Below are 24,612 nucleotides of genomic sequence, written 5' to 3' on the forward strand. Positions count from 1 at the left end.
ACCTCCTTTTCATTTTATACAAAAAACTACCCAATGCCTCTAAATATATGCATCACCTCCACTTTCATTCCTTATTCCAGTCAAAATTCACATCCCCTTTCTATAACATATTGAAAAATAAAAAAGCACTCGCCAAAGCGAATGCCTTTCCATTATTTACTCTCTATTACTTTTAACATTCTATTAATAAATGCTGCGGATTCCCCACGTGTTGCAGAACCTTTTGGCATAAACTCATTATTCTCATTCCCTTTTACGATACCTAATCCATAAACACGCTGAACTGCCTGTTTATCATACGCTAAATTTTGATCCGTAAATGGTAATGAAACTAAATTACCTTTTATATTTTTGTATTGCAATGCACGATCAATCATAATGACAGCTTCATCACGTTTAATCGTATCATTCGGAGCAAATATATCATTTCCTCTTCCACTTATAATCCCAGCACTAGCTGCACGATTAATACCATCTACTAGCGATAGATGAGCTGTGCTTAAATCTTTGAAATTCGATTTCCCCTCTGGTAATTGCAATGATCTTGAAACTAAATTCGCAAATTCACCACGTGTTACAAGGCGTTCTGGCCAGTAAGAACCCTTTCCATCTCCAACCATAATACCTCTTTTATCTAATTCACGAATATCCGCTTCATACCAACCACCAGTTATATCATCTTTATGATTCGCATCATAATAAGCTTTCGTTCCCTGTAAAAATGGCTCCCACGCATTATTCTTTATCATAATGGCCGGACAATTTTTTCCGCTCCAAAATTGATGTTTTTTCACATTTTCTAAAGGAATATTTAATTCCCCCATTAAATATGCTGCTAGTTTGCGAGCATTTTCCACAGCTTTATTATAATCACCATCTTGGTTGACAGCAATTTCAATTGCAATTGATTCTCTATTACCAGTTCCTTCTGCTCCATCTCCAGCATGCCAACCATTTTCATTTAATGGTAGATGTTGATAAATTTCTTTATCATCTACTGTAAAATGCCAAGATGCTGAACGATCAGTCGTTCCTGTTGCTTGGCTGTATAAATATTGTGCATGGTTTCTAGCATTTGCTCCAACACTATAATTATCTGTCTCATGAATTGTAATGTATTTTGGTTTCATCGCATTGCCTGGACGAATATTTTCATTTCCTGTTGGTACAATCATTTCCTTTAATGGTACACCGTAAATATCCGTTGTTTTCTCTGCTGATGGCGCTGCATACATAACAGCTGCACGTTTTGTACGTGTTGGTGTTGTGTCTTGAATAAGCGAGGCCTTTGTCCCTTCAAATTTTGCTGAAGGTGCATAAATCCATTTCACCTCATTATCTATTTGGACTTGGAACCACTCTCCAACTTGTCCAATTGCAATAATTGTTTGCGGTTGTAACACTTTCTCATCTTTATATGAATTAAATGGTGCGGAATATGTAGCTGTCTCTTCATTAATTACTAACTTTTCGTTTACCAAGCGATAAACTTCCTTAACCTCTACATTTCCTTCACTACTTTGTATCCATCCAGCTCCAGATGATGTTTCAACATAGTAAGCGTTCCCTTTTCGTTTTTCGGCTTTCACTACTTGATTAGAAAGCTGCACACCTGTCGCTTTTTGTAAATCAGCAGAATCAAATAAAGATGCTGAACTTATTATATGTACAAGAAAATCTCCTTGCGCTTCAGTTGTTACTCCTTTGTCCTCTCCACGCCCATCTTCATCTTTCATATGGTTTTCAATACTTTTTAAAGCTTGTTCGTCAGTTGAAATTGTTACGGTCTTTTCTACTGTGTCAGCATAGGAAAAAGTTGGAATCGTCACCATACTAAATACAATTGATGCAGCTAAAACATTATAAAATCCTTTTTTCATAATAATTATTTAACACGCTTATATCGAAATTCGTGTTAACTTCCCTCCCTAATCTAAAAAATTTAATACTATCTAGTAAACTTCTAAACTAAATAACCATTTACAATATAACAAACTCTATCTCATTCGTATAGATAGGAATGACTACTATTTGCCTGTTTTTTCTATATTGGAATATAGAAAAGAAGCTATAAAAGATATAGCTTCTCCTCTCACTATTTCAATCTCGTTGTACCTTATACTCTATAACTCTACCATCTTTATCAAATTGCAAAACAAGACATTCACTATCTATAGGAATGAAACTACGTTCATTCCCAAGATAGTATAGTGTAGTAATTCCCGTTTCCAAACTGCTTGTTTTCGTAGGGACCCCTAACAATTTTATAATTTCCTCGTTTGATTTCCCTATCAATTTATGCCGCTTTAATAAGTCATCTATCATATATACCCGTTTTTCCTCATCATTTAACCACCGATCCTGATTAAAGTTTGAAGTGTATTTATTTAAACTTAATTGTAAAGTGCATACTATCAATGGAATGAGAGCAACCATCATTACAATGAACAGCTGTTTCTTATCTTTATCACGTCCTGCTGATACATGTAAAACAGCCTTTTGAATAATAACTAGTAGAATAAAAGGCATTGCTACTACAAAAATACTCGTTACACTCAATGACACATGAACCATATCAATAACAAAGATAAACACAAGATACATTAATATATACAAACAAAAATAAATGTACAATATTCCCCACAATATAGAGCTTTTACCTTTCTCCACCTAACTCACCTACTTTATCCCGCTATTTACAGGCTGTGAAACTCCCACTTCAAGCCTTACTATGTTAGGTGGAAGTCGTGCTACATATAACAGCTCTGCTAATTAAAGTTTCACTTCGCAACATAATTCATCTGGCCAATCATATCTCTAATCTTTCGTAGTTCTTGAGCAGTATATATTACTTTACTTGTTAAAACTTCATTTCTGAAAAACGTTACAATTTGCTCTCTATCTTTAAATCTCGGCAATTCTTCATTAGAAAGATCAATAACTTCTTTTCCACCTTCATTTTCAAAATATACAATCGGTTTTATTTTTTCCTTTACAATATCTACTTGCATTTCTTCCAAACAATTATATAAAGTTTGAGATAGTATTTTCGCTTTATACGCTGGATTCCCTTCATTTCGAACTTGCAAAGTTAATGAAGTTCCATCCGTAATAAATTCAAATGTCTCTTCTTTTTCAATTTCATGTTGATACTTGCCAATTTCCTCAATCATAAATGAATATATACCTGCATTTTCTCTCGTTAAGCCATGGATTAATTTCCCTGTCCATTCTTTCGTCTCCAGTAGATAAATACCAGTTTTACATAAGATGAGATGATGGATTCGATTATCGTTTACGTCACGTTTATGTCTATCTTTATTACTTCTCATAAAGATATTCGGCACAATATGAAACTCATCTTCTAGTATGATTCCTTGCTCAACAAAACCTCGTTTCATATAATGTAATGTTTCATGTGTATTCACTTCAGCACCATTTTTGGTATACTCTCGTAAATCCGCAATTAAATTTTGAAACATATGTAGGTCATTACTATGCCTATCTTGCATTTCACTACGTTCTTTACTATGTTGAACAGCTAGTTGATTTTTCATCATACGCATATTTTCAAGTTCTCTAGCTGTACTAACTTGTAAATCATTATATTTTTTCTGTTCCATATTCTTTAAAGTACTTTGTTGTTCTTTATGCTCTGTAATCGTAGCTGCAATTTCACTTTCATACGTTTCAATCGCTTGTTTCTTTTCAAATTCTACTTGCTGGCTCTCTGATTCTAACTGTTTATTTTTATAAAACAGTACAAACACTGCAGCTAATAATATTAAAATTCCACCTATTAGCACATACTCCATATTTTTTCTCCTTTATTTCACGTCCGATTATTTTTATAAATATATCGATTATATTATACTATGCTTTTAATATACACTTAGTAAAAATTATATATTTTTTATAAAAAGGCATCTCAAGTAAGATACCTTTTTATAGTAAAACCGCTGGTAAAAACCCATTGGTATTGGTCAATTGTCCAATAATCAGTGTGGACAATCCTCATCAATTAAAGTTTTACTTTATTACACACCATATTGAATATAACTTGAATCATAGTATACCCATTGATTTGTCCCTAAGCAAAGCCATCCATCTTGCTTACTCCATACTCGATATGATTCACCATGATGTAACTGTCTTATAACATTCCCGTTTAATGATGGAGCGTCTCGCAGATTCACATTATCGCCAGTAATAGTTGCCACATAATGTTTATACTGAATATAACTTGAATCATTATATACCCACTGATTTGTCCCTAAGCAGAGCCATCCATTTTGTTCTCCCCAAACTTCATATGATTCGCCACGATTCAATTGGCGAATTACACTAGACTGTAAAGATGGTCCACTTCGTAAATTCACATTATCTCCATTAATTACAGCAACTCCATATACTGGTGTTGCATTATTAGGCGCGGAAACATTACCTCCACCACTTGCTCCATTTTCTTGTAAAGCTTCTAATGAAACAGCTGCTGATACATCACAATTTCCCACACCTGAAATTTGACCAGAATCTGTGTACTGCCATGCTGTCCACTCTGTCCATCCGCCAGCATCAGCAGGCGGTGTACTAGAATATCTGGAAATCCAAAGTGGAATGTCACTTAACCCGTTAATTCCAAATTCACTAATATACCAAACTCCTGTATATAACATTACATTTTTCCCAGTAGCTTGTTTCACATAATTCACGAAACTTCTTGCCCAATTCGATATAGTCGCACCCGTTAAACTACTATTGCTAGTATCCGTTGGCGATTCTAAATCTAAAACAGGAATTAAGTCCGTCTGATTACTCTGTAATATATTCACAAAATATTTCGCTTCTGAAATGGCATCATTTTGTTCTGGGTGCGCAAAATGATATGCACCGATTAATACATTCGCATTTCTTGCAGCTTGTACATTTTGAACGAAAGTAGGATCAATATAGTTCACGCCTTCCGTCGCTTTTGCATACGCCGCTGGAATACCTGATGACTTCACAGCATTCCAATTAATGTCCCCTTCCCAATGAGACACATCGATAAACGTAACATTTGAACTGGATCTATTTTGCATATAAAAGCTCCTATCAAATTTTTTATTCCGTATACAATATGTACAACTTAAGTTAGTGGACACGACGTTTATGCTATAGTAATAAAGTTCTAATATATTTATTTTGTCGAGATGTTTAAGAAGAAAGTGGAATTGAAACTACACCGTCCATCATAAACTCCATTAATACACTTTTAACATCCCAAAAGAGGCCTTGTAATTACAAGGCCTTTTGTAAACTCCCTTTATTTTGCAATAAATACATATTATAGTATAGCCCTTGTTTACTAAGTAACTCCTGATGTGTTCCTCTTTCTATGATTTCCCCTTCATGCATAACAAATATTTGATCCACATCTTGTATTGTAGACAATCTGTGCGCAATCGCTATCGTTGTTCTGCCTTTTCGCATTTGCTGCAATGCCGTTTGGATAGCCTCCTCTGTTTCTGTATCAATATTTGCCGTCGCTTCATCTAACACTAATACTTTCGGATTGGTTGCTATCGTTCTAGCAAAAGCAATTAATTGCCTTTGACCACTAGAAAATGCAGCTCCTCTTTCGACAACTTCTGTATCATACTGCTCTGGTAATTTTTCAATAAACGTATTCGCTTGCACAAATTTTGCCGCTTCCTCTATCTCTTCATCTGTAATCTCTTCATTATACATACGAATGTTTTGCTTTACATTTCCAGCAAATAAAAATGCATCTTGCAGCACAAGACCAATTTTCTTTCGAATTTCTTGTTCTTCAAACTTTTCTAAATCTACTCCGTCTATTACAATATTTCCTGATTTAATATTGTAAAATCTCATTAATAAATTCATAATCGTACTCTTTCCGCTACCAGTATGCCCTACGAAAGCAACCGTTTGCCCTGGCTTTACGTGAAAAGATACATTTTTTAAAACGTCACGCTTTCCATCATATGAAAAAGTAACATCTTTAAACTGAATTTCCCCGTTAGCTACTCGTGGCTGTTCACTCCCCATTTGAACAGGAGCTAAATCTTTATCATCCATTAAATGAAATACACGCGATGATGAAACAAGCGCTTGCTGGAAGAAGGATAGTTTCATCATCATCTCATTGACCGGCTGGAAGAAACGATGAATATAGTTAACGAAAGCATATAAAACCCCTACTTCAACAGGACTCTTTAAAGCATCGATTCCGAATAAACCAAGTACTAACGCAATTGCTACAATATGAACAAGATCTGTTGCTGGACGTAAAAGTAATGCATCTAGTTTCAATGTACGACGTCCAGCACTAAAATGTTTATTGTTCACTTCTTCAAATTCTTTTCTCATCCGCTTTTCTTGCCGGAACACCTGAACAATATTCATACCTTGAATGGACTCATTTAACTTTGCATTTAATACACTCAGCTGATTACGTACCTCTAAATAAAAAGCTGCACTTTTCCGTCGATACAACACCATAATTGCAAACATTATCGGAATTAATATGAGCGAAAATAGCGCTAATTTTACATCTAATAAAAACATCGCTACTAAAATCCCTACTAAAAAGACTACATTTTTCACGAATGTTGATAGTACACTAACATAAAAATCCTTAATCGCTTCTGTATCATTCGTTATGCGGGATACGAGCGTACCAATCGGCGTACGATCAAAGAAGCTTAATGACAATTTTTGAACATGTTCATACACCTCAACTCGCATATCTTGGACAATCTTAAAAGCGATATTTTGAAAGTACAATAAGTCTAAATAAGTAAATAATACTTTTAATAAATGAGCAATAATATACACTACAAATAGAGTTACAAGTGCTGATCGTTCAAAGTTACCTGGCACTAAGTGTTCATCAAGAAATTGTTTAATTAAAAAAGGACCCATCATTTCAGTTACAGTTGCACCAACTAGAAATAAAAATGCTAACGCTAATAACCCTTTATAAGGCCTCATATAAGAAAGCAACCTTCTTAAATCACTCCGTTTTTTCTCAGCCATCATACGCCTCCTTTCTCTACTAATGCCTCTAACTGCTGGCTTTCGTACATTTCTTTATACCAACCATTTTCTTTCATTAATTGCTCATGTGTCCCTCGCTGCATAACCCTACCTTCATCAATAACAAGAATAAGATTTGCATGCTGAATAGCACTTAAACGATGGGCAGTAATAATCGTCGTTTTCTCTGCCCTTTCTCGTTTCAATGCAGTTAAAATAGTTTCTTCTGTTTTTGCATCTACGGCTGATAAACAATCATCTAATATTAAAATTTCAGCATTTGTTAATAATGCACGCGCAATAGAGATTCGCTGTTTTTGACCTCCTGATAGTGAAACGCCCCTTTCACCTACTACAGTGTCATACCCTTCTGGAAATTGAAATATATCATTATGAATACAAGCAATATCAGCAGCCCGGGTAATTTCTTTATATGTAGCATCGGCCTTTCCAAAAGCAATGTTCTCCCCAATACTCGCTGAAAATAAAAAGTGATCTTGCGGTACGTATGAAATTGCAGAACGCACACCGTGAAGTGTTAAATCTCGAATATCCCGCTCCCCAACTTTTAATTCACCATTAAAATGATCATACTCTCGAATTAAACATTTTAACAACGTCGTCTTCCCTGCACCGGTACGTCCTACAATTCCTAACGTTTCACCTTTTCTTAAATTAAAGTAAATATCTTTTAAGTTTAATAGTTCATTCTTTTTATAAGAAAACGAATCAACAGCGAATGAAACATCACCACTTGCTATAGTATTTATAGCATTGTCCCTATTCACTACATCTGAAGTTTGTGAAAGTATCTTCTCTACACGATCATACGAAGCACGTCCACGCTCCATAATATTAAATAGCCATCCAAACGCTAACATTGGCCATACAAGTGTCCCTAAGTATGTTGTAAATGTTACCAATTCCCCTACAGTTAATTCTCCCCGTACGACTAATAATGATCCGTAACAAATTGCGATCAAAAATGAAAATCCGACAATTAAGGAAATCGTTGGATCAAATAACGAATCAATACGTGCAACTAGCATATTTTTATGTACGACATCTTCAGATTTTTTCCGAAATGCTTGTAAATCCTCTTTCTCTTGTCCAAGTGAGCGAATTACCTTCATCCCACTCATACTTTCTTGTACTTTATCATTGATTTCAGAAAACGATTGCTGTGCCTTATGAAATCTTCTATGCAATAAAGTTCCATAATAATTTGTAGAAATAGCTACAATTGGCATCGGAATTAAACTTAATAACGTTAACTTCCAACTAATTGTAAATCCCATCGCTACGAGTACACATCCTCCAACAGCTAATGAATCAACAAGTGTTAAAACACCTGACCCCGCAGTTTGCTGAATCGCCTGAATATCATTTGTTGCATGTGCCATCAAATCGCCTGTGCGACGTGATTGATAAAAGGATGGGCTCATCTTAGTAAAATGTTCATATAGATTCTTTCGCAGTTGACGAGCTAGTTTTAAAGAAGATCCAAAAATCATAATACGCCATAAGTAACGTAATATATACATCGTAATTCCTACAACTACTAATAGAATAACCCAGTTCAACAATTTTTCAGCCGTTAATGTTCCATTATTAATTTCATCTACTACAATCCCTAGTACTCTTGGCGCTACAAGTTCAAGAAGCGCGACACCAAATAACATAATAATTCCGATTATGTACGCTCGTTTTTCTTGCTTAAAAAACCAAGCTAAATTAAAAAACACTTTCATATTTATCCTCCTCCCTTAAAATGAGCGATGTTTTCAGTTTACCAAAAACACAGAATTTTTAAAAGTTTTAAACACTTATTATATCCAAAAGAAAAGGACACTCGGTAAGAGTGCCCTTTAGCGCTTATTTCGTTTGTTGCTTGTTCATCGCGCTCATCATTTGATTGATTTTCTTTTGGGAAGGTTTTTGCCCCATTTGCATCATCATCATTTTTAGCATTTGTTCGTTAATTGGTGGATTTTTTTGTAAGTAATTCATCATATATTTGCGGGCAATGAAAAATCCTAACGCCACGCCTGCTACTAGTGCTACTACGCCCACTAGAATACCTAACCACATTGGCATATCTTTTCCTCCTTCATGTTGTCTACCTTACAGTGTACTAAAACCTTTTCAATAAGACAAGATACTATTCGACATTTTTTACACATATGTTCGTACTTGTTTGAGAGGATTTAACCAGCCGTACTTTTTATTTTCATAATCCATCGCTAAAAATGTTAACTCACACTTTCTAAGCACCTCAAAGAAAGTTGTTTCCATGGATACATTTCCAGAAGTATTCATTCGAATATATTGTGATTTCACGACTATTTCGCCGTATTCAGCTCCTGTATAAAGCGTATGAGTATAATTTGTTCTTTCATATTTGCCAAGAACACGCAAAGCTTGTTCTAATTTATGATGAATTTTCATTACTTGTAACGGCATCGTAATATACGTCATTTGTTTATATAATACTTTTTTCTCCGAAAGGGACCCAGATTCTGAAAATCGAGCAAATAAATCAAAAAACAAATATTCACGACCAAAGTAAGCTTTCGCAATATCCTCTTGAATTAAATACAATTCATACGTTTTCATTTTTCCCCTCCCAATCTGGACAACCTTTTCCCTACATTATATAAGAGAAAATTTGCAATGATTGTCTGACTACGGAGAGAGAAAAAACTTTTTCTGTCGAAAAAACTCAACTACATAGAAAAATCTCCCCATGCTGGAGAGATTTTTCTAAAATCATTAAAGCATTTCTTTTACTTTACGAACAACGTTCTCTACAGTAAATCCATACTCTTCCATAATCTTCTCACCAGGAGCAGAAGCGCCGAATGTATCGATACCTAGTACATCTCCATCAAGACCTACGTAACGGTGCCATCCGATTGTAGCACCCATTTCAATTGCGAAACGTTTCGTTACTGCTTTTGGTAGCACAGATTCTTTGTACTCAGCAGTTTGAGCTTCAAAGCGATCCATAGATGGCATGCTAACAACAGCTGCATCAACGCCGTCTGCTGCTAGAGCTTTTTGCGCTTCAATTGCTAAGCTTACTTCAGATCCAGTTGCAATTAAGATTACATCAGCAGTTTCTTTTTTGCTTGCAGAAACTACATATGCACCTTTTGCTACTTTTTCATAAGTGTCGTCTTTTGCACCTTCTAATGTTGGAAGATCTTGACGAGTTAACACTAATGCAGTTGGTGTTTTTGTTGATTCTAGAGCTAGTCTCCAAGCTGCAACTGATTCGTTACCGTCTGCTGGACGAATAACAGAAACGTTTGGCATTGCACGAAGTGCTGCTAATTGTTCAACCGGCTCATGTGTTGGACCATCTTCACCAACAGCGATACTATCATGTGTGAATACATACGTTACAGGCAATTGCATTAATGCTGCAAGGCGAATTGCTGGACGTAAGTAGTCAGAGAATACAAAGAACGTACCACCGTAAGTTTTTAAACCACCATGTAGTGCAATACCGTTCATTGCTGCACCCATCGCAAACTCACGAACACCGTACCAAATGTTTTTACCGCTGTAATCAGCTCTTGTGAAGTCTTTTTCGTTATTCATGTATGTTTTGTTAGAACCAGCAAGGTCAGCTGATCCACCAAAGAATGATGGTACAGACTCTGAAATAGCATTAATTACAGCACCTGAAGAATTACGTGTTGCTGCTTTTGATCCTAATTCATAAGTTGGTAAGCTTTGTTCCCAACCTTCTGGAAGAAGACCATTCATTGCTGCTTGCAACTCGTTTGCTAATTCTGGATATGCTTGTGCATATTCACCTAGCATCGTGTTCCATGCAGCTTGTGCAGTCTCACCAGCATCTTGTACCGTTTTACGGAAGTTGTCATATACTTCTTCTGCTACATGGAAATCTTGTTCAGCAGTCCAAGCATATGCTTCTTTCGTTAATTTTGTTTCGTCTACACCAAGCGGAGAACCGTGTGAAGCTGATTTTCCTGATTTGTTTGGAGAACCGAAACCAATTGTCGTTCTTACTTCAATTAGCGTTGGGCGTTTTTCGTCAGCTTTCGCTTCTTCAATTGCTTTTGCAATTGCTTCAATATCATTTCCATCCTCAACACGGATAACTTGCCAGCCGTATGCTGTATAACGATCTTCTACACTTTCAGAGAATGAACGATTTAAATCGCCATCTAAAGAAATATCATTTGAATCGTATAGCACTACAAGACGACCTAAGCCTAAGTGTGCAGCTAATGAAGATGCTTCAGCAGAAACGCCTTCCATTAAATCGCCATCACCGCAAATAGCGTATGTAAAATGATCCACTACATTGTACGCATCACGGTTATACTTTGCTGCTAAATGTCTTTCAGCCATCGCCATACCAACAGCTGTTGCAATACCTTGTCCAAGTGGACCAGTTGTTGCGTCTACACCTGCTGTGTGACCATACTCAGGATGTCCTGGAGTTTTACTTCCCCATTGACGGAAGTTCTTTAAATCATCCATTGTTAAGTCATAACCAGATAGATGAAGTAGGCTGTATAGTAACATTGAACCATGACCTGCAGATAATACGAAACGATCGCGGTTAAACCACGTTGGGTTATTTGGATTGTGTTTCATAAATTGAGTCCATAATGTATAAGCCATTGGTGCTGCACCCATTGGCATTCCTGGGTGACCAGAGTTTGCTTTTTCAATCGCATCAATGGATAATGTGCGAATCGTGTTGATAGAAAGTTGTTCGATTGAATGTGACATGCTATTCTTCCCTTCGCGTATGTTAGTAAACGTTTTATACATTTATATGATAGCTTCCCACGCAAGATTATACAACATGTATCGACAAATATGTTGATGTTTTTTTGATTTTTTATAAAAAAATCAATGTTTCCGGGAATGTATGGGTATTCAATATGACATACTTTTTTACTGTTTTTATTTTAGGAAGAAAGGGAATTATCTGTATTTTTATGCAAAAACATTAAATTCTCAAATAAAAAATATATCATCCATCTTCCATTACTCTGCGAAACAAATGAATACAACGCTCTAACTGAACATAAAGAACATCCTCATTAAGACAATCTCATTTTGAATCGAAATACGATCAATAATAATTGTCATCAAAATAATACCTCCACGAGATCATTTGCTTAATATAAAGTGAAACTTTAATCAGTGGGGGTTGTGTTCATCCCCCACTGATTATTAGCCCTCACCAATCGAGCTTTTACGGGCAGCAGGGCTTCCACCTAACTTCTTTGCTCCACCTGAATTTTGAGGTGGGAGTTTTACTGCCCACAAATAGCAGGATAAAAATGAAAAGCATATCAATTCCACCTGCTCCTACTAATTCTAAAATAACCATCACGCGTATATTCTCCTCAATATGCTTATACTACATACACACCCTTCTCATAATCATTACTTCTACTGGAACCGGATCAACAGATTCGGTTTATTCACTTATTAACTTCTAAACAAGCGCATAATAAAAGACATATCAATAGATATGTCTAAATTCATCATTCACTATGTACTGAAACGATTGAAGTAGTATTACAACTGGAAAGCTATTACTCATGTATCTTTCTATTAATATCAAAAAAGATGGGCTATGCCCATCTTTTAATTTAATTTTGCATTATCTTGCTTTTTTAGAGCTTTTAATTTCGTCGGTGTAACATCCGTGCCTTCTTCGTTAACGACTTTAATTCCTTTTAATTCGTTTAACATATTTTGACGAAATCCTTTTAAATATTGTTCACGTAGCGATTGGCGCTCACGTTGTTCTTCTTCAGTTAAGCCTTCAGCTTTTGCTTTTTTCGCTAAGAAGTTAATGCGTTCAATGAGTTCGTGACTTGGCATCTCGAATCCCCCTTCTACTCAAAACTGATTATTATCATACAATAGTTAGTCCTCTTTATCAAGCAATTGCTTTGTATATTCTACATATCTTCGATGTACAGTTGCTTTTGAAACATCATGACCAAAACCACGAAGTGTTGCTGCAATTTCTTCAAAAGTTAATTCATTCCGGCGTAAACGTACAATTTCCTCAATTGGCACTTCTTTTTTCTCACGTCCTATACTTAAATGACGATTTTTCAAATTATTCTCCGGACGAAATCCTTTCTCTACCGCCCTTTGCATGCCACGCTTAATTTTCAAATTGTGAATCTTTCTTTGATACTCTTCCACAATTCCAATTATATCCAACACCATCGAGTCAGAATCCGAAAGTTGTAATTCACCATTATGCGTATGTGTATACACTTTTATTCCTTCTTTATGTAAACAATGCATTAATGCAATCTTCGCATTCCCTCTACCAAGACGCGTTTCATCTTGTATTAAAAGTACATCAACTTGTTCATCTCGAATTGTATCTAATACTTCTAATATACCATCACGTTCAATTGTATAGCCACTAGCCTGCTCTTCAATCACTTTTATCACATTCATTTGATAGCGCTCAGCTAAATGCAATAATTCATCCTTTTGACGCAATAATGATGTTTCTTGCGCTTCTTTTGTTGTACTGACACGCGCATAAACAATTGCATTCATTTTGAACCCTTCTTTCTCGCTTTATTTTCCCTCTAGTGTATCATAAATCTCCCTATTGTTCGAACTTATGTTTGTAGAATGTTTTTTCGCATGTTATACTTATTAATAAGAAAAACGAAAGAAAACGAGGTGTTAGAAAACATGGAAAAGTTAACGAAACGCCAGCAAGACATTCTCGACTTTATTAAGCTAAAAGTACAAGAAAAAGGATATCCACCTTCCGTACGTGAAATCGGTCAAGCAGTCGGCCTCGCTTCTAGTTCTACAGTGCACGGACATTTATCACGACTAGAAGAAAAAGGATATATTCGACGCGATCCGACAAAACCACGCGCAATTGAAATTTTAGGTGACAACCGAATGGAGACAGAAACACAATCTGTTATTCAAGTTCCAATCGTCGGAAAAGTTACTGCTGGTTTACCGATTACAGCAGTCGAAAGTGTAGAAGATCACTTCCCACTTCCAGCTAGTATCGTTGCTGGAGCAGATCAAGTGTTTATGTTACGCATTTCTGGAGATAGCATGATTGAAGCTGGTATCTTTGATGGTGATTTAGTTGTTGTTCGCCAACAACAGTCTGCATACAACGGTGAAATTGTAGTTGCTTTAACAGAAGATAACGAAGCAACTGTTAAACGTTTCTACAAAGAAAAAGACCATTTCCGTCTACAACCGGAAAACGCTTCTCTAGAACCTATCATTTTAAAACAAGTGTCAGTTATCGGAAAAGTAATTGGCGTATATCGTGATTTACATTAAAAATAATAAAAAGAAGATAATCCCCTTATTTATATAGGGCGTTATCTTCTTTTATATTTTGATAGATTTCCGTTCACTCAAAAGAATACATTACATTAATTATTAACGCGTTTCAATAGTAACGTCTCCAGCAGCGGTTTTACCGCTAATCTTTTTACTTCCATTACCGATCGTTATATTTTTATTTTCTTCATTAAAAATTGTCACATCTCCGGCAGCGCTTTGCCCAGTTACAACTGCATCTTGTGGTTTTTCCAATAAAGTAATATCTACATCTCCAGCGGTTGAACTTGCCTCTAAATCATATTTAGAATCATGATCAATAATATCTATATCCCCACTAGCCGTTTTGGCTGTTGCTTTCCCTATTACTTTTTTAAAATTCACCTCACCAGCTTTTGTAGATCCCTCCACACTCTTTGCTGTTACATGTTTCAAATCCACTTCTCCAGCTAGTGTTTCAACACTTACGCGGTCACTTTTCACATTACTTATTTCTATTTGTCCAGCCGATGAATTTACTTTTATCTCTTGATAAGAACGTTCAGGTACTAATATAGTCAATGCAGGCGCTTGAAATCCGAAATTGTAAAATGAAAAATCAAATGAAACACCTTTTTCTATTTCCCCTATAACTTTTAATGTGTCACCATCTTCAGCAATACGAATCTCCTGTTTACTTATGTCTCCTGTTTGCTTTACATAAAAAGAGGAATCAGGAGATTTTTGTACAACAATATCTCCAGCATCTAACTTAACTTCTACATTTTTTAGCGTTTCGTTTTTAATAACTTCTTCCTTATTTCCTTTCTCCACAGTTTCTACTGCTTTTTTATATGTTTGTGAAATCCCTATTACTCCAATAATGATACAAGCGATAGCTACTAATAATATTTTTTTCATCATCTACTCCCCTTTTATCATTTTGAAGTTCCATATTACATAGCGCACACATAATCTTTTAAACCACTTCGTACTATAATAAGCTACAATACATAACAACAAACCTACTCCAACAAACGTTATACTAACGAAAAGATCCAACCATATAAAAGTACCCATGAACACTTTTAAAATAACGAAAAATGGTGTCACTACACTAGCAATACCACCCACCCAAAAGGAAAATATAAAAGCTATAATTGCAATTAATGGGCCTAACACAATAATAAAGTTAAACAAACTAAGTCCAACCGCTGCCATGACAGCTCTTGTTATATTTGAAGTCGATGGGTCTTTTTTCATCTCATCAAAGCGATACAAAACAAGCAAGTCTTTCGCAATTACCTTCGGAGAGCCAAGCCCTTTTATTATTTCTGATTCAGTTTTCCCCTCTTCTATCCCAAATTGAAAATGCTCTTCATAATCAAATAAAATATCTTGTCGCTCTTCTTCTGGTAACTTTCTAAGATGACTTGATAATTCTTTAAGAAACCGTTCTTTACTCATCCCATTCCACCCCTTCAATAATTTCTTGAACACCTTTAGCAAAATCACGCCACTCTGTTACTAATAACGTAAGTTGCATCTCTCCTTGCTCTGTTAACTGATAATATTTACGGGGCGGTCCTTCCGTGGATTCTTTTAAATACGTTTGAAAATATTCCTCTTTCGTTAAACGACGTAATAGCGGATATACAGAACCTTCCGATATTAAAAATTTATTTGAAATTTGCTGAACAAGTTCATAACCATAACAATCCTTACGTTTTACAAGCGCCAATACACACAGTTCTAACACACCTTTTTTAAATTGAACGTTCAAGGACAATCCCCCCTTTCTTATTTCAGTACCGTTCAATAAACAGTACCTATTATATCCATAATATACCATCAGGTACTGTTTATTGCAAGGTACTATATTTTTGCAATTTTATTTATCAAACACTGAGCAAAACATACAATATCGAAGAAATACAATAGCATTTTAAAGAATCTCCTTGATTTTTCCGGGCATTTTGCGGACACCTATTCAATTTATTTCACCAGCACCTATGTTGCCCACAAATAAAAAAAGCCCTAATACCGTAGTATTAGGGCTTTTTTCTCTCTTAGTATAGAGACATATATTGATCGCGTTCCCATTGGTGAACTTGAGTTCTAAAAATATCCCACTCAATCTCTTTCGCTTCGATGAAGTGCTCAAGTAAATGCTCTCCTAGTGCACCGCATACTACTTCATTAGATTGTAATGTAACTAACGCTTGCGCTAATGTTGCTGGTAAGTCAACGATACCCGCTTCTTCGCGCTCTTCTTTTGTCATTACGTAGATGTTACGGTCTACTGCAGCTGGCGGAGTTAATTTGTTTTTAATTCCGTCAAGACCTGCCGCTAATAATGTAGCCATTACTAAATATGGGTTTGCAGCTGGGTCAACACTACGTACTTCTACGCGTGTACTAATACCACGAGATGCAGGGATACGTACTAATGGGCTACGGTTTTGTGCAGACCATGCTACGTAACAAGGAGCTTCGTATCCAGGTACTAAACGCTTGTAAGAGTTTACAGTTGGGTTTGCTACCGCTGTAAATGCTGGTGCGTGTTTTAAAATACCTGCGATGAAGTGACGAGCATCATCACTTAATTGTAAATCACCGTTTTGATCGAAGAATACGTTCTCTCCATTTTTAAATAATGATAAGTTACAGTGCATACCTGAACCGTTCACACCGTATAATGGTTTCGGCATAAATGTTGCGTGTAAACCATGTTTACGAGCAATTGTTTTTACAACAAGTTTGAATGTTTGAATGTCATCACATGAGCGAATTGCATTTGCATATTTAAAGTCAATTTCGTGTTGACCTGGTGCAACCTCATGGTGAGATGCTTCAATTTCAAAGCCCATTTCTTCAAGTTCAAGAACGATATCACGACGACAGTTTTCCCCTAAATCCATCGGTGCAAGGTCGAAGTATCCACCGTTATCGTTTAATTCTAATGTTGGATTTCCTTTTTCATCTACTTTAAATAGGAAGAATTCTGGCTCTGGTCCAAGATTGAAATCTGAGAATCCTAAAGCTTCCATTTCTTTTAACACACGTTTTAAGTTGTTACGTGGGTCTCCATCAAACGGAGTGCCATCCGCATTGTAAATGTCACAAATTAGACGAGCAACTTTACCTTTTTCAGCAGTCCATGGGAAAATTACCCAAGTATCTAAGTCAGGATATAAATACATATCAGATTCTTCAATACGTACAAAACCTTCAATAGAAGATCCATCAAACATCATTTTGTTATCAAGAGCCTTTGTTAATTGGCTCACTGGAATTTCTACGTTTTTAATTACTCCTAAAAGGTCTGTAAATTGTAAGCGGATATACTTTACATTCTCTTCTTTCGCCAAACGGAAAATATCTTCTCTTGTGTACCTAGCCATTATAAATTCCTCCTTAGTCCCTCTAAACACCTTCAGAATCAGTTACCTTTAGTGAAAAAACCTTGAAATGTCACCTTGTCGCAATGAAGTTCGATTAAATCTACCTGTATGTTGTAGTTCGTCTCGAAGTATTTTGCGAAGCTCAGTTTTTGAAATTTCTTTCGTTTCTTCTTTTACTTTCACTGCTTCTGTTTGATTTTCTTTCATTAGTAACACTTGTTTAATACCAGCCATATTCAAGCCTTGATCTAATAAATCTTTAATCTCTAACAACTTATCTACATCGTTAAATGAAAATAATCTACGATTCCCCTTTGTACGGGTTGGAGAAACAAGATTATGCTCTTCATAGTAGCGAATTTGACGTGCAGATAATTGTGTTAAATCCATAACAATACCAATAGGAAACAGCGGAGCAGAACGTCTATCTTCTTTCATCGTTTCAGTTCCTCCTTCGCCTTAACTGCTTCTCATTTTATACCATGTTATGTTTAGTGTCAATAGATGTTAGCTTTTCTTACATGATTTTTTTATAAATTTTTTCATTCTTTTTTCTAATTGCACAAATCATTACTGTCACACGAAAAAAAGCCGTCGAAATCGACAGCTTCCCTTTAAGAAATTGTTAATAAATCCTTTTCAATTAATGCATCGATTGCAGAACAAATCGCAATTTTAACATGCGAATACGTTAATCCACCTTGCACATATGCAACATACGGTGGTCGAATCGGGCCATCAGCAGACAATTCAATACTCGCACCTTGAATAAACGTTCCCGCAGCCATAATTACATCATCTTCATAACCTGGCATATAGTTCGCATACGGCGTGAAGTGAGAATTAATCGGCGATGCGTATTGAATCGCTTGACAGAACGCTATCATACGATCTTTATCGTCAAATTGAACAGACTGAATTAAATCCGTCCTTGGCGCATTCCATGCTGGTGATGTATTCATTCCTAACTTTTCTAAAAATGCAGCTGTAAAAATCGCACCTTTTAGCGCTTGTCCCGCTACATGCGGTGCTAAGAAGAAACCTTGATACATTTCTTGCAGACTGTATAAAGACGCTCCTGCTTCCGCACCGATTCCTGGAGATGTTAAACGATATGCACACGCTTCAACATACTGCTCTTTACCAACAATGTAACCACCAGTTTTAACAATTCCACCGCCAGGGTTCTTAATAAGCGAACCTGCCATTAAATCTGCACCAACATGACATGGCTCTTGCTCTTCAATAAACTCGCCATAACAGTTATCTACAAATACAACAACATCAGGCTTAATTTCTTTAACAAACGCTACCATCTCTTTAATTTGAGAAATAGTAAATGACGGACGAGTAGCATAACCTTTCGAGCGTTGAATACCAACCATCTTCGTATTACTATGAATTGCGGCTGCAACAGCTTCAAAATCAACAAGCCCCTCTTCAGTAAGCGGAACTGCATTATAGCCAATATTATATTCTTTAAATGAACCTACACCTTTTCCGCGTACACCAACGATTTCTTCTAACGTATCATACGGTTTCCCCGTTATGTATAGCAACTCATCTCCCGGACGTAAAATACCAAATAAAGCTGTTGAAATAGCGTGAGTTCCTGAAATGATTTGCGGACGAACAAGACCAGCTTCCGCTCCAAATACATCAGCATACACTTTCTCTAATGTGTCACGGCCAATATCATCATAACCATAACCTGTCGTCGGAATAAAATGCGAATCGCTAATTTTATGTTTACGAAAACTTTCTAATACACGAAACTGATTACTTTCAATTACTTCATCCGCACGTTTATGTACTTCTGTAATCTGGCTCTCTACTTCTTTTACGATCGGAGCAATTTTTTCTCCATTTTTCAAACGATCAAACATGTTTATTTTCTCCTTCTTCCACTAAATATCTCTTTAATTGCCCATTAAGCGATGAATGAGCAAATATATACCCTGTACAATCATATACAAATTTTCCTTCCAAAAACTCCATCTTTGTTAATAGCGTCTCTGTCTTTAATAGCGTTAACAACTTGCCTTCACTCGGAGGAATTTCCACTTGATAACGATCCATTTCTTCCTTCATCTGTTTTTCTATTGCTTCTTTTATATGTAATAAGTCACTTTCTTCAAAAGCACTAGTCATTAAGAAGTCACTTTTCGGAAATGGAATGAAATTTTGATGCAACTTATCCTTTTTATTATAAAGCGTAATAATAGGAATATGATTAATTTCAAGGTCTGACAATAATTCTTTTACCGTTTGCTCATGCCCTACGTAATTAGGGTCTGCCGAATCAACAACATGCAAAATCACATCCGCTTCACCAGCTTCTTCTAACGTAGAACGAAAAGCAGCAATTAGTGACGTAGGTAAATCTTGTATAAAACCAACTGTATCAGTCAGTAGCACTGTATAACCAGAAGGTAATGGCATCTTCCTTGTTGTCGGATCTAACGTTGCAAACAATAAGTTTTCTTCAAACGTATCCGCTTCCGTTAACCTATTAAACAACGTGGATTTCCCTGCATTCGTATATCCTATTAACGAAATTTGAAATACTTTATTATCTTTTCTTCTCTCACGATATCTTTTCCGATGTTCCACAACAACCGCAAGTTGTTTCTTTATTTCATCAATACGCGATCGAATATGACGACGATCTGTTTCAAGTTTTGTCTCTCCCGGTCCTCTTGTACCAATCCCGCCACCCAGACGAGATAAAGACAAACCTTGCCCCATAAGGCGCGGCATCGTATATTGCAACTGAGCTAATTCTACTTGAAGCTTACCTTCTCTCGATTTCGCACGTTGCGCAAAAATATCTAATATTAATTGCGTTCGATCAATTACTCTTGCATCTAACACTGAAGATAGATTTCGAATTTGACTCGGTGTTAACTCGTTATTAAATATAATAACTGCTGGTTCTAATTCTTCAGTTAAAGCCGCAAGCTCTTCTAATTTACCTTTCCCTATATAAGTCGCCGGATGGAACTTCGGACGTTTTTGCGTCGTTGATACTAACACTTCCGCTCGAGCAGTCTTAGCTAGCGATGCAAGTTCTTTCATGGAATGCATAAATTTTTCATCATCATCTTGCGACAATTGACAGCCAACTAATATGACTTTTTCTTTTTCTTCCATCAAATATGTTCACTCATCCTTTTCGAATTTTAAACCTTCTAATATAATAGCAGAGGAAGCATATTTCATCTAGTTAGCGGGGGAGAAAATTCATGGCATGGGAGATTTTTAGCATCATAGGCACAATCGCCTTCGCACTAAGCGGAGCCATTGTTGCAATGGAAGAAGATTATGATATTTTCGGGGTATATATTTTAGGAATGGCAACCGCATTTGGGGGAGGTGCCCTTCGTAATTTATTAATCGGTTATCCAATCGTCGCATTTTGGCAACAAGACATGTTATTCCAAATCGCACTTTTATCAATGACGATTATTTTTCTTTTTCCAAATAAATTAATTAGACATTGGAAAAAGTGGGAAAACATCACGGACGCCATCGGCTTATCAGCATTCGCTGTACAAGGAGCACTATATGCTCAAAAACTAGATTTACCAATTAGCGCTACAATTGTAGCTGCAGTTTTAACCGGCATCGGCGGTGGTATTATTCGTGATCTTTTAGCTCGCAGAAAACCTCTTGTCCTTCGAGCTGAAGTATATGCGTTTTGGACAATTTTAGCAGGTTTCTTAATTGGCGCTAAAATTATCGTTAGCGATTGGGCTCTATACACCTTATTCATTTTAATTGTTTGCTTCCGCATGATTTCTATTCATTACAAATGGCATTTACCACATCGACGCATCGATACAAATGAACGTTCAATGCATAAATAGCACTCTAACCTCTTTACATATCGTAAAGAGGTTTTTCTTTTCTAACGAGTTTTTCTTCACATAATGTTTATACTAATTTTTAAAGTGAGGTGAATACAAATGACAAACCACGTTAATAAAGGTGCTCAAAAAAGCTCAGTAGGTCAAATTGAACACGATCCTAATTCAGCACACGAAAAAAGCGCTAAAATGGAGCGCTTCCATAAATCTTACCAAGAAAAAGCGAAAAAAGAGTAAATACACTTATACACCAAAAACAGACGCACAGTTTACGTACTGTGCGTCTCCTCTTCAAGCATCAAATCCATACTTGATATCCCAATCAAATCATATTTATCATACGTATCCTCTTGTAACAATCGCATAGCTTGTGTGCGAATTGATTTTTCAACAATATTCCGTACGTATCGCCCATTACTAAACGATGTAATTTGTGACGAATACTTTACCGCGTGTAAATGATCTCTAAATTTCCACTCTGCTTCTTTCGACAACTGATATTCACGCTCTTCATACATTCTCTTCCCAATTTCCAATAACTGATTTACCGAGTAATCCGCAAATTCAATAATAAACGGAAAACGAGATTGTAACCCTGGATTTAATGAAAGAAAATGATTCATCTCTCTTGAATATCCAGCTAAAATTAATACAAAACCATGCTGCTTATCTTCCATATGCTTCACAAGTGTATCAATAGCTTCCTTCCCAAAATCCTTCTCTCCACCCCGCGCTAATGAATACGCCTCATCAATAAATAAAATTCCTCCCATAGCCTTCTTTATTAAATCTCTTGTCTTTTGTGCTGTATGACCGATATACTCACCTACAAGATCAGCACGTTCAGCTTCAACTAAATGCCCTTTCGATAAAATATTCATCTCAAACAACAATTTCCCTATCATTCTAGCAACGGTTGTCTTCCCAGTACCGGGATTACCCCTAAATAACATGTGAAGCACTTGCTTCTCAGACTTCAACCCCACCTCTTGCCTTTTTTTATTCACAAAAATCCAAGCATAAATTTCTTTTATTATCTTTTTTATATCATCCATCCCAACAAGTTTTCCCATCTCTTCTTCAATTCTCTGCAACATCTCATGTTTAGTAGTGGTTTCACTTGAAATTACTGCTTTATTTTCTGATGCCGGTAACGAAATTTTTTTTCGATGGTTTAATACAATATTAATTTGATTGTTATTTTTCTTACGCATCGATTGTTCCATACAATCACCTCATTTTATCCACTCACCAAATATTATTATTCCAGTCTCTCTTTCAAATGCCTATTTTCAGAAAAGTTTGCTATAATATAAGAAATAATTAAGGTGGTGGGACTATGGAAACAACGGAATTCCATGATACAATACAAGCCTTTTCTATTTTTTTATTGAATAAAGGTCGAAAGCCTTCAACCATCAAACGTTATGTTTATGACATCGAAGATTTCGGACATTGGTTAGAAAAAAACAAAAAGCTCCCTTCCAGTAATATATGGGCGACACTTTGTACAAAAGACTATGAAGATTACTTTTCCGACTTAAAAAAGAATCGACACTACTCAGAGAAAACAATGCACCGTGTATTTATTGTACTAAATAGAATGCATCATTTTCTTAACATTCCCAATCCGTTGAAGAATATGGAAATTTCCATTCAACCAGATCGCACACTACGTAACGAAGATTTCATTTCATCTGATGAAGAAAAAAGATTAAAACACATAGTCACTTCATTGGAAGGCCTTTCAGAAAAACAACGTCCTGTGCGCCCTTTATTAATGGATCGTAATATCACTATTTTAAACTTATTAATCGACTATGGTTTATCCTTACAGGAACTTACAGCATTAACTATGCATCACGTTCACTTTGAAACTAACACATTATCTATCCCAGCAACCGCAGGGGTAGAAAGAACAATTTCATTAACGAAAGAAGACAAAAAACAACTGTACACTTACTACAAAAGCATTCCTGAACCCGTTCGTCCAAAATACCATAGTAATGACCCACTGTTTGTCGCATTCGATTTTAATCGCGGAACATACAGATGGGTATACGAAAATGATGCGCCGAAAGGATTAACAGAAATCGCTATCCAAAAAATGATTCGCCTCGAAGTAGCTAGAGCTAATTTACGAAAAGGAATCTCAGGACAACACTTTCGTAACACCTATATTTTAAACTTAATAAAAAAAGAAACTCCGGAGTCAGAAATTATAAAACTAGCTGGATTCAAATCAAAAATTTCACTAAAACGATATTATCAATACGCAGAAAATAGAAAAAACGCCTTAAATTAAGGCGTTTTTTCTATTTTTTCTTTAAACAAACAATTTTATTATGACCATTTAACTATTTTTTGCATCTACTATGATGAGTTTCGTTCACATTCTCATTAGAAAGGAGAGATTTAATGTCTCGTTATAACGACAATGAAAATAAATACTCCAAGCCATGCTTTCCAAGTAGCGCCGGACGAATCCCAAATACCCCATCAATCCCAATTTCTAAAGCACAAATTAGAACATTTCGAGCAATCATTAACGATTTAATAAAAATAATTCCAAAACTTTTCGCTAATCCATCCCAAAAAAACATAGAGGATCATCTAATAGATACATTGCAACTACTAAGCAAATTCATCTGTTCACTAGACGCCACTTCCGCTCTGAAAGCACAAGGATTGGCCATTATTAAAAATTTAATAACTATATTAAAAAATCCAAACTTCGTAGCAAGCGCCGTATTTATTGAACTTCAAAACCTAATTAATTATTTACTATACATTACCAAACTATTCCGAATTGACCCGTGTACACTCCAAGAACTCCTTAAACTAATAGCCGAATTACAAACCACCCTAGTTAATTCAGCTTCGTTCGGCAGAGGACCTACTGGACCTACCGGACCTAGAGGCAACACAGGCGCTACTGGTGCTACCGGACCTAGAGGCAACACAGG

At 36.0% G+C, this 24,612-nt stretch carries 25 protein-coding genes; 5 read left to right on the plus strand and 20 right to left on the minus strand.

Features of this window, described 5'->3' with window-relative positions; all coding sequences use genetic code 11:
• Positions 1-152: 152 nt before the first annotated feature.
• The 11 genes from BAQ49_RS26485 to BAQ49_RS26535 form a co-directional block, all read right to left on the minus strand.
• Positions 153-1,880 carry an S-layer homology domain-containing protein gene (locus BAQ49_RS26485; RefSeq protein WP_071747718.1) on the minus strand — a complete coding sequence of 576 codons (1,728 nt, stop codon included), beginning with the start codon at positions 1,878-1,880 and terminating at the stop codon, positions 153-155.
• A 220-nt stretch (positions 1,881-2,100) separates the two neighbouring features.
• On the minus strand, positions 2,101-2,670 hold the full coding sequence (locus BAQ49_RS26490; protein ID WP_071747719.1) for a hypothetical protein: 570 nt from the start codon (positions 2,668-2,670) through the stop codon (positions 2,101-2,103).
• A gap of 110 nt (positions 2,671-2,780) precedes the next feature.
• Entirely contained in the window at positions 2,781-3,815 is a 1,035-nt protein-coding gene (locus BAQ49_RS26495; protein WP_071747720.1) for a nuclease-related domain-containing protein, read from the minus strand.
• Between the two features lie 222 nt (positions 3,816-4,037).
• On the minus strand, positions 4,038-5,081 hold the full coding sequence (locus tag BAQ49_RS26500) for a GH25 family lysozyme (protein WP_071747721.1): 1,044 nt from the start codon (positions 5,079-5,081) through the stop codon (positions 4,038-4,040).
• A gap of 199 nt (positions 5,082-5,280) precedes the next feature.
• Positions 5,281-7,044 carry an ABC transporter ATP-binding protein gene (locus BAQ49_RS26505; protein ID WP_071747722.1) on the minus strand — a complete coding sequence of 588 codons (1,764 nt, stop codon included), beginning with the start codon at positions 7,042-7,044 and terminating at the stop codon, positions 5,281-5,283.
• Positions 7,044-8,795, minus strand: coding sequence for an ABC transporter transmembrane domain-containing protein (locus tag BAQ49_RS26510; RefSeq protein ID WP_071747723.1), 1,752 nt, complete (start codon positions 8,793-8,795; stop codon positions 7,044-7,046). The genes BAQ49_RS26505 and BAQ49_RS26510 overlap by 1 nt, the downstream gene beginning before the upstream one ends.
• 124 nt (positions 8,796-8,919) lie before the next feature.
• A complete protein-coding gene (locus BAQ49_RS26515) occupies positions 8,920-9,141 on the minus strand; it encodes a YneF family protein (RefSeq protein ID WP_001132292.1) in 222 nt (73 codons plus the stop codon).
• 78 nt (positions 9,142-9,219) lie between these two features.
• Positions 9,220-9,660: a sporulation inhibitor of replication protein SirA gene (gene sirA, locus BAQ49_RS26520; protein ID WP_000860649.1), complete on the minus strand. Its 441-nt coding sequence runs from the start codon at positions 9,658-9,660 to the stop codon at positions 9,220-9,222.
• 156 nt (positions 9,661-9,816) lie between these two features.
• Entirely contained in the window at positions 9,817-11,817 is a 2,001-nt protein-coding gene (gene tkt / locus BAQ49_RS26525) for a transketolase (RefSeq protein WP_071747724.1), read from the minus strand.
• A gap of 870 nt (positions 11,818-12,687) precedes the next feature.
• Complete coding sequence (locus tag BAQ49_RS26530) at positions 12,688-12,927, minus strand: DUF896 domain-containing protein (protein ID WP_001139098.1); 240 nt, start codon at positions 12,925-12,927, stop codon at positions 12,688-12,690.
• Between the two features lie 45 nt (positions 12,928-12,972).
• Complete coding sequence (locus BAQ49_RS26535; RefSeq protein ID WP_071747725.1) at positions 12,973-13,629, minus strand: YneB family resolvase-like protein; 657 nt, start codon at positions 13,627-13,629, stop codon at positions 12,973-12,975.
• Between the two features lie 141 nt (positions 13,630-13,770).
• On the opposite strand from BAQ49_RS26535, the gene lexA reads away from it, so the two are divergent.
• Complete coding sequence (gene lexA / locus BAQ49_RS26540) at positions 13,771-14,391, plus strand: transcriptional repressor LexA (RefSeq protein ID WP_071747734.1); 621 nt, start codon at positions 13,771-13,773, stop codon at positions 14,389-14,391.
• Positions 14,392-14,493: 102 nt separating this feature from the next.
• Here lexA and BAQ49_RS26545 read toward each other — a convergent pair whose 3' ends face one another.
• The 7 genes from BAQ49_RS26545 to hflX all read right to left on the minus strand — a co-directional run bounded on the left by BAQ49_RS26545 (position 14,494) and on the right by hflX (position 20,930).
• On the minus strand, positions 14,494-15,297 hold the full coding sequence (locus tag BAQ49_RS26545) for a DUF4097 family beta strand repeat-containing protein (RefSeq protein WP_084667569.1): 804 nt from the start codon (positions 15,295-15,297) through the stop codon (positions 14,494-14,496).
• Positions 15,298-15,840 carry a DUF1700 domain-containing protein gene (locus BAQ49_RS26550; RefSeq protein WP_071747726.1) on the minus strand — a complete coding sequence of 181 codons (543 nt, stop codon included), beginning with the start codon at positions 15,838-15,840 and terminating at the stop codon, positions 15,298-15,300.
• Complete coding sequence (locus BAQ49_RS26555; RefSeq protein ID WP_001102616.1) at positions 15,833-16,156, minus strand: PadR family transcriptional regulator; 324 nt, start codon at positions 16,154-16,156, stop codon at positions 15,833-15,835. Before BAQ49_RS26555 ends, BAQ49_RS26550 begins: the two co-directional genes overlap by 8 nt.
• A 286-nt stretch (positions 16,157-16,442) precedes the next feature.
• Complete coding sequence (gene glnA / locus BAQ49_RS26560) at positions 16,443-17,777, minus strand: type I glutamate--ammonia ligase (RefSeq protein ID WP_000135338.1); 1,335 nt, start codon at positions 17,775-17,777, stop codon at positions 16,443-16,445.
• A gap of 48 nt (positions 17,778-17,825) precedes the next feature.
• The gene (gene glnR, locus BAQ49_RS26565) at positions 17,826-18,215 is read right to left on the minus strand and encodes a transcriptional repressor GlnR (RefSeq protein ID WP_000656783.1); all 390 of its coding nucleotides are present in this window, start codon (positions 18,213-18,215) and stop codon (positions 17,826-17,828) included.
• 176 nt (positions 18,216-18,391) lie between these two features.
• Complete coding sequence (locus BAQ49_RS26570) at positions 18,392-19,663, minus strand: methionine gamma-lyase family protein (protein ID WP_071747727.1); 1,272 nt, start codon at positions 19,661-19,663, stop codon at positions 18,392-18,394.
• Positions 19,656-20,930 (minus strand): GTPase HflX, encoded by a 1,275-nt coding sequence (gene hflX / locus BAQ49_RS26575; protein WP_071747728.1) that lies wholly within the window; start codon positions 20,928-20,930, stop codon positions 19,656-19,658. Before hflX ends, BAQ49_RS26570 begins: the two co-directional genes overlap by 8 nt.
• A 92-nt stretch (positions 20,931-21,022) precedes the next feature.
• Between hflX and BAQ49_RS26580 the strand changes: the two genes are divergently transcribed.
• Together BAQ49_RS26580 and BAQ49_RS33155 are read left to right on the plus strand one after the other, a co-directional pair.
• Positions 21,023-21,646, plus strand: coding sequence for a trimeric intracellular cation channel family protein (locus tag BAQ49_RS26580; RefSeq protein ID WP_071747729.1), 624 nt, complete (start codon positions 21,023-21,025; stop codon positions 21,644-21,646).
• A gap of 99 nt (positions 21,647-21,745) precedes the next feature.
• Complete coding sequence (locus tag BAQ49_RS33155; protein ID WP_071747730.1) at positions 21,746-21,883, plus strand: hypothetical protein; 138 nt, start codon at positions 21,746-21,748, stop codon at positions 21,881-21,883.
• Between the two features lie 32 nt (positions 21,884-21,915).
• Here BAQ49_RS33155 and spoVK read toward each other — a convergent pair whose 3' ends face one another.
• Positions 21,916-22,872: a stage V sporulation protein K gene (gene spoVK / locus BAQ49_RS26590; RefSeq protein WP_000438191.1), complete on the minus strand. Its 957-nt coding sequence runs from the start codon at positions 22,870-22,872 to the stop codon at positions 21,916-21,918.
• A gap of 113 nt (positions 22,873-22,985) precedes the next feature.
• Here spoVK and BAQ49_RS26595 point away from each other — a divergent pair, with 113 nt between their 5' ends.
• Positions 22,986-23,951, plus strand: coding sequence for a tyrosine-type recombinase/integrase (locus BAQ49_RS26595; RefSeq protein WP_071747731.1), 966 nt, complete (start codon positions 22,986-22,988; stop codon positions 23,949-23,951).
• Between the two features lie 121 nt (positions 23,952-24,072).
• Here BAQ49_RS26595 and BAQ49_RS33995 read toward each other — a convergent pair whose 3' ends face one another.
• Positions 24,073-24,249 (minus strand): hypothetical protein, encoded by a 177-nt coding sequence (locus BAQ49_RS33995; protein WP_279626828.1) that lies wholly within the window; start codon positions 24,247-24,249, stop codon positions 24,073-24,075.
• On the opposite strand from BAQ49_RS33995, the gene BAQ49_RS34360 reads away from it, so the two are divergent.
• On the plus strand, positions 24,212-24,612 hold a 401-nt coding region (locus BAQ49_RS34360), incomplete at its 3' end, for a collagen-like protein (protein WP_425266560.1). The genes BAQ49_RS33995 and BAQ49_RS34360 overlap by 38 nt on opposite strands.

This window comes from Bacillus proteolyticus, assembly GCF_001884065.1.
GTDB lineage: Bacteria > Bacillota > Bacilli > Bacillales > Bacillaceae_G > Bacillus_A > Bacillus_A proteolyticus.